Source organism: Dactylosporangium sp. NPDC005572, assembly GCF_040605515.1.
In the GTDB taxonomy this organism is placed as follows: Bacteria; Actinomycetota; Actinomycetes; order Mycobacteriales; family Micromonosporaceae; genus Dactylosporangium.
In genome coordinates, this window is sequence record NZ_JBEXCY010000127.1 from 25,986 (window position 1) to 32,316 (window position 6,331).

The 6,331-nt window shown below is 72.4% G+C and carries 6 protein-coding genes; all 6 read right to left on the reverse strand.

The window, feature by feature from the left end; translation table 11 throughout:
* Positions 1 to 41: 41 nt before the first annotated feature.
* The 6 genes from ABZS66_RS40680 to ABZS66_RS40705 all read right to left on the reverse strand — a co-directional run bounded on the left by ABZS66_RS40680 (position 42) and on the right by ABZS66_RS40705 (position 6,317).
* Positions 42 to 809 (reverse strand): SRPBCC family protein, encoded by a 768-nt coding sequence (locus tag ABZS66_RS40680; protein ID WP_354767430.1) that lies wholly within the window; start codon positions 807 to 809, stop codon positions 42 to 44.
* The gene (locus ABZS66_RS40685) at positions 793 to 1,938 is read right to left on the reverse strand and encodes a VWA domain-containing protein (RefSeq protein WP_354767432.1); all 1,146 of its coding nucleotides are present in this window, start codon (positions 1,936 to 1,938) and stop codon (positions 793 to 795) included. The genes ABZS66_RS40680 and ABZS66_RS40685 overlap by 17 nt, the downstream gene beginning before the upstream one ends.
* Entirely contained in the window at positions 1,928 to 2,791 is an 864-nt protein-coding gene (locus ABZS66_RS40690) for a MoxR family ATPase (RefSeq protein ID WP_354767434.1), read from the reverse strand. Before ABZS66_RS40690 ends, ABZS66_RS40685 begins: the two co-directional genes overlap by 11 nt.
* A complete protein-coding gene (locus ABZS66_RS40695; protein WP_354767436.1) occupies positions 2,791 to 3,735 on the reverse strand; it encodes an XdhC family protein in 945 nt (314 codons plus the stop codon). Before ABZS66_RS40695 ends, ABZS66_RS40690 begins: the two co-directional genes overlap by 1 nt.
* A gap of 96 nt (positions 3,736 to 3,831) precedes the next feature.
* Complete coding sequence (locus tag ABZS66_RS40700) at positions 3,832 to 6,210, reverse strand: aerobic carbon-monoxide dehydrogenase large subunit (RefSeq protein ID WP_354767438.1); 2,379 nt, start codon at positions 6,208 to 6,210, stop codon at positions 3,832 to 3,834.
* Positions 6,207 to 6,317 (reverse strand): 2Fe-2S iron-sulfur cluster-binding protein, encoded by a 111-nt coding sequence (locus ABZS66_RS40705; RefSeq protein ID WP_354767444.1) that lies wholly within the window; start codon positions 6,315 to 6,317, stop codon positions 6,207 to 6,209. The genes ABZS66_RS40700 and ABZS66_RS40705 overlap by 4 nt, the downstream gene beginning before the upstream one ends.
* Between the last annotated feature and the right edge of the window lie 14 nt (positions 6,318 to 6,331).

A 6,331-nucleotide genomic window follows, 5' to 3' on the forward strand; every position in this document is an offset into this window, starting at 1 on the left:
CGGGACCACAACTCCAGGATCGCGTGAGGAGAGGGGGCGGGTCAGGCGAGCCAGATCACCAGGGCGACCACCACGGCGATCAGGACCACCACCGGGACGGCGATCTTGACCAGGGTCGCCGTGCCGGCGACCTTCGTCAGGTCGACCGCCTCGGCCTCGGGGCCCTCGATCTTGCGGACGGCCGGCGGCGCCTCGGTCACCACGGCGGCGGCCGGCTCCGCGGGGGCCGTGGTGGCGTCGGCAGCGTCCGGCGCGGGCACCACGTCGGCGACCGGCTCGGCCGGCGCCTCGGTGGCGGTCTCGGTGGCGGTCTCGGCCGCGGTCTCGGCCGCGGTCTCGGCCGCCGGCGCGGGCACCGTCACGGGGGAGTCGGCCATCGACTTCTCCAGGTTCTCCACGAACTGGGTCAGCAGCCGGGTGCTGATGTCGCCGATCGTGCTGCGCCCCATCTGCGCGAGGGGGCCGGCGATGTTCAGGTCCGTCTCGACCTGGACCCGCGTCGATCCACCCTCGTCCACCAGCACCGCCGTGACCAGCGCCGACGCGCGGCCCTTGCCGCTCGCGTCGCGGCCCTTGGCCTCGATCACGGCGCGGTGGGCGGCGACGTCCTGCTCCTTGAAGACGGCGGTACCGGAGAACGCGGCCGTCATCGGGCCGACCTTGACCTTGACCTTGCCGTGGTACTCGTCGCCGCGGACCTCGGTCAGCTGGGCGCCCGGCATGCAGGGCGCGATCCGCTCGATGTCGGTCAGGACCGCCCAGGTCTCGTCGATCGGGCGGGGCACGACGAACTCATTGGTGAGCAGCATGAGGGGTACTCCCTTGTAGAGCGTCGAGGAGGGGTTGGACCGCAGCCAGCGAGTGTCCGCTGACCACGGCGTCGCAGTAGGGCCAGGCGGCGGCCATCCCGCCGACCAGCGGTTGGTAGCGCGGGCTCTGGGTTCGGGGGTTGACCCAGACGATGCGGTGCGCCAGCCGGGCGAGCCGGGCCATCTCCCGCCCGACCTGCGCGGGGTCGCCGGTCTCCCAGCCGTCGGAGACGATGAGCACGACGGCGCCGCGGGCCATCCCGCGCCGCCCGAAGTCGTCGTTGAAGCGCTTGAGCGCGGCCCCGATGCGGGTGCCGCCGGACCAGTCGGGCGCCGCCCGCCCCGCGCGCTCCAGGGCGACGGCCGGCCGGGTGCGGGCCAGCACCCGGGTGAGCCGGGTGAGCCGCGTGGCGAACGTGAACACCTCGGCCCGGGACGCGCCGGCCGCGCAGTACAACAGCTGCAGCATCGCTCGTGCGTAGGGCTCCATCGAGCCCGAGATGTCGCACAGCGCGACCAGCCGCCGGGGTTTCATGCGCGGCTCGCGGCGCAGCAGCCGCAGCGGGTGGCCGCCGGTCGTGCGGGCTCGGCGCAGCGTGGCCCGCAGGTCGATGGCCCGGCCGTTCGGGGTCCGCCGGGAGCGCCGCGTGCGGCGCGGCGGGGTGGCGACCGCGAGCCGGCGCATCAGGTCGGTGAGCAGCGCCAGCTCGTCGGGGCTCAGGGTGGCGAAGTCGCGGGAGGCGAGCCGCTCGGACCCGCTGCCCACGGTGGAAAGCGGCGCCTCGACCTCGCGCTCCTGTGTGGAGGGCCGGTCCGACACGCTGGGAGTCCCGCCGCCCGACTGGGTTGTCGTCGACGTGCCCGGCGCGTTGGCGTCGCCGCGCTCCGCACCGGTCGGGTCCACGTAGCCCCGGAAGATGGCGTCGAACACCCGGTCGAGGATCTCGAACTGCTCCGGGCGGCAGGTGAGCGTCGCGCGGGCGATGCGGTGCAGCTCGCCGGTCGAGCGCGGGTCGAGCAGCGTGACGGCGCGGGCGAAGCGCTCGCCGCGGTCCGGGCCGACGGGCAGGCCGGCGTCGTGCAGCGCCTCGCCGAAGCCCGCTACCAGGGCCGCCAGGTCACCCCGCAACGAGATCCGCCAACCCCGTCCGGCGCGCCACCTCCTCGTCCTCCCGGTACTTCAGGGCGGCGCCGAGCGTCAGGTCGGCGGACTTGTCGTCGAGCGGCAGGCCCAGCAGGCGCAGCGCGTTGGCCCAGCTGATCGCCTCGGCGACGCCCGGCGGCTTGGCCAGGTCGAGCCCGCGCAGGCGGGCCACGGTGCCGGCGACCTGGGCGGCGAGGAGCTGGTCGGCGCCGGGCACCCGCTGGCGGATGATGGCGGCGACGCGCGAGGCCTCCGGGTAGCCGATCCAGTGGTACAGGCAGCGCCGCAGCAGGGCGTCGTGCAGGTCGCGGGTGCGGTTGGAGGTCAGCACCACCACCGGCGGGACGACCGCGGTGCGGGTGCCCAGCTCGGGGATCGTCACCGAGCCCTCGGCCAGCAGTTCGAACAGGAACGCCTCGAACTCGTCGTCGGCCCGGTCGACCTCGTCGATCAGCAGCACCGCCGGACGGGGGCCGGGGTGCTCGATCGCCGCGAGCAGCGGGCGGCGCAGCAGGTAGTCGGGCGTGAACAGGTCCGCCTCGCGCGGCACCTCGCCGCGCGCCTCGGCGAGCCGGATACCGAGCAGCTGGCGGGGGTAGTTCCACTCGTACAACGCCTCGGCCGCGCTCAGCCCCTCGTAGCACTGGAGGCGGATGAGCGGCGTGTCGAGGGTGGCCGCGAGCGCGGCCGCGGCGGCGGTCTTGCCGACGCCGGGCTCTCCTTCGAGCAGGATGGGTTGCTTCAGGTGTACCGCCAGAAAGAGCGCGGTCGCGAGCCCCGGATCGGCGAGATACCCCTGTGCGGCCAGGCCGTCGACGAGTTCGTCGATCGACTCCATCAGAGGTACCGGGCCGGGTTGTCCGCGAACGCACGCCGGCAGCCGGAGCCGCAGAAGTAGTACATCGTGCCGGCGTGCTCGTACTGCAGCGCGTCGGGGACGACCGCCACGTCCATGTCGCACACGGGGTCCTTGGCGATGGTGACGCTCGTCGGCGCCGCCTCGATGAGTGGCAACAGCCGACGGGGCGCCGGCGGGACGGGTGCGTCGCTCGGCGGCGGGGCGGTCTGCCGCGGACGGCTCGCGATGACCTCGGCCAGCACCGACAGCGCGATCTCGGGCGCGGTGCGGGCACCGATGTCGAGGCCGGCGGGCGCGTGGATGCGGACCTTCTCGTCGTCGGTGAGCGACAGCTCCTCCAGGACGGCGGTTGCGCGCTTGCGGCTGGCGACGAGGGCGACATACGGGATGCCGGCCTTCACCGCGGCGGTGAGGATCTCGACCTCATCGCGGCCGTGCGAGGCGACGACGACGGCGGACGCGTCGAGGGGGATCGGGGTCGCGGCGTCGGGCGCCCGGAACCCCTCCCAGCCGACCGCCTTGGCGACGTCGGCCATGGCCCGCGCGACGGGCGCCTCGCCGTACACGAAGACCAGCGGCGCCGGAATCATCGTCTCCAGGAAGATCTCGAGCGTGCCGCCGGACAGGCAGGGGTTGGCCACGGTCAGCAGGCCCTCGACGCCCGGCCGCTCGTCGGCGGGCGCGTCGTCGGGGGTGATGCGCAGCAAGGTCGACTCGCCCGTCTCCAGGAGCCTGAGCCCCTGGAGACGGACGGTCGACTCGGCACAGGTCCCGCCCACGAACCCCTCGATCGTCCCGTCAGGCAGCACCAGGGCGCGGTCACCGGCCTTGGCACTCGTCGGGCGCTCAGCGCGGACGACGGTCGCGAGAACGAACGGCGTGCGGTCGACCCGCAGCTGGTCGGCGCGGCTGAGAAGGTTCATGAGCAAGTATCCTTAGCTCGGTGTTACGTTCGGTAATCGTGTGGCCGGGCGATTTGGTCGGTCGGGGTACGTTGATACAGCAGACGGATCGACGACCTACTCGGTGATCGCGAGGTCGGTGCGGATCGGTCGGCCCTGGGCGGCCCGCCACACGTTCGACGGGGTGAGCGGCATGTCGGCGTGCCGGATCCCGAAGGGCCTGAGCGCGTCGAGCACGGCGTTGACCACCGCGGCCGGCGACCCGACCGTCGCGGACTCGCCGACGCCCTTGGCGCCGATCGGGTGGTGCGGCGACGGGGTGACCGTCTCGCCGAGCTCCCACGACGGGCACTCGAGCGACGTCGGCAGCAGGTAGTCCATGAGGGACGCGCCCAGGTGGTTGCCGTCCTCGTCGAACGCCATGAGCTGCATGAGCGCCATGCCGATGCCGTCGGCGAGGCCGCCGTGCACCTGGCCCTCGACGATCATCGGGTTGATCCGCACGCCGCAGTCGTCGACCGCGATGAACCGGCGCACCTTGACCTGGCCGGTGGCCGGGTCGACGTCGACGACGCAGATGTACGCGCCGAACGGGTAGGTCAGGTTCGGCGGGTTGTAGACCGTCGTCGCGTCGAGGTGGCCCTCCACGCCCTCCGGCAGCTCCAGGCTGGAGTGCGCGGCCATCGCGATCTCCTGGATCGTCTTGGCCTGGTCGGGGTCGCCCTTGACGAAGAACTTCCCCTTCTCCCACTCCAGGTCGTCGGGGGAGACCTCCAGCATCGCCGAGGCGACGATCCGCGCCCGGTCGCGGACCTTGCGGGCCACGATCGCCGTCGCGGCGCCGGAGACCGGCGTCGAGCGCGAGCCGTAGGTGCCGAGGCCGAACGGGGTCTGGTCGGTGTCGCCGTGCACCACGTCGATGTCGTCGGGCGAGATGCCCAGCTCCTCGGCGACGATCTGGGCGAACGTCGTCTCGTGGCCCTGGCCCTGGGTCTGCACCGACAGGCGCAGCACGGCCTTGCCGGTCGGGTGCACGCGCAGCTCGGCGCCGTCGGCCATGCCCAGGCCGAGGATGTCCATGTGCTTGCGCGGGCCGGCGCCGACGCCCTCGGTGAAGAAGCTGATGCCGATGCCCATGTACTCGCCGCGACTGAGCTTCTCGGCCTGCTCCGCGCGGAGCTTGTCGTACTCGACCATGTCCATGGCGAGCTTGAGCGCGCGCGGGTAGTCGCCGGAGTCGTACTCCCAGCCCGTGGGCGTGGTGTACGGGAACTGCTCCGGCTTGAGCAGGTTCTTCAGCCGCAGCTCGGCCGGGTCCATCTTCAGCTCGTAGGCGAGCACGTCGATCATGCGCTCGACGAGGTACGCCGCCTCGGTGATCCGGAACGAGCAGGCGTACGCCACGCCGCCCGGGGCCTTGTTGGTGTACACGCCGGTGACGTCGCAGGACGCCGCCTCCAGGTCGTAGGACCCGGTGAAGATGTGGAAGAAGCCGGCCGGGAACTTGGTCGGCTGGGCGGTGCCGTTGAAGGCGCCGTGGTCGGCGAGCACCTTGACCCGCAGGGCGCGGATCTTCCCGTCCTTCGTCGCCGCGATCTCGCCGCGCATGTGGTAGTCGCGGGCGAACGCGGTGGCGGTGAGGTGCTCGTTGCGGTCCTCCATCCACTTCACCGGCTTGCCGGTGACGATCGAGCCCACGATCGCCAGCACGTAGCCGGGGTAGATGCCGACCTTGCCGCCGAAGCCGCCGCCGATGTCGGGCGAGATGACCCGGATCTTGTGCTCCGGCAGGCCGGCGACCAGCGCGTAGACCGTGCGGTGCGCGTGCGGCGCCTGCGTGGTCGAGTAGATGGTCAGTTTGCCGGTGACCTTGTCGAAGTCGGCCACGGCGCCGCAGGTCTCCAGCGGCGACGGGTGGACCCGCGGGTACAGCACGTCCTCGGCCACGACCACCTCGGACTCGGCGAAGACCCGCTCGGTCTTCTCCGCGTCGCCGGCGCTCCAGTCGAAGATGTGGTTGTCGGTCTTGCCCTCCTTGTCGTCCCGGATGACCGGGGCGCCCGGGGCGAGGGCCTGCTTGGCGTCCGCCACGACCGGCAGCGGCTCGTACTCGACCTCGATGAGCTCGAGCGCGTCCCGCGCGATGTAGTGGTTCTCGGCCACGACGAAGGCGACTTCCTGGTTCTGGAAGCGGACCTTGTCGGTGGCCAGGACGGCCTGGGTGTCGTACGAGAGGGTCGGCATCCACGCCAGGCTCAGCGTCTCCAGCACCGCGCCGGTGATGACGGCCTTGACGCCGGGCAGGGCCTCGGCGGCGCTCGTGTCGATCGAGACGATCTTCGCGTGCGCGTACGGGCTGCGCAGGAACGAGCCGTGCAGCATGCCGGGCAGCTGGACGTCGTCGACGTAGTTGCCCTTGCCGCGCACGAACCGCGCGTCCTCCTTGCGGTGCATGCGCCCGAAGCCCATGGGCGTCGGGTTCTCGGTGACGGTCACGCGTCCGCTCCTTCCTTGGCCGGGTGCTCGGCGGCCCACCGCACGGAGCGCACGATGTTCTCGTAGCCGGTGCAGCGGCACAGCTGGCCCGAGATGGCCTCGCGGATCTCCGGCTCCGACG

Coding starts and splice junctions, on each gene's coding strand:
- ABZS66_RS40690 (WP_354767434.1), bottom strand. CDS start 2,791: ATGGAGTCGATCGACGAACTCGTCGACGGCCTGGCCGCACAGGGGTAT.
- ABZS66_RS40695 (WP_354767436.1), bottom strand. CDS start 3,735: ATGAACCTTCTCAGCCGCGCCGACCAGCTGCGGGTCGACCGCACGCCG.
- ABZS66_RS40680 (WP_354767430.1), bottom strand. CDS start 809: ATGCTGCTCACCAATGAGTTCGTCGTGCCCCGCCCGATCGACGAGACC.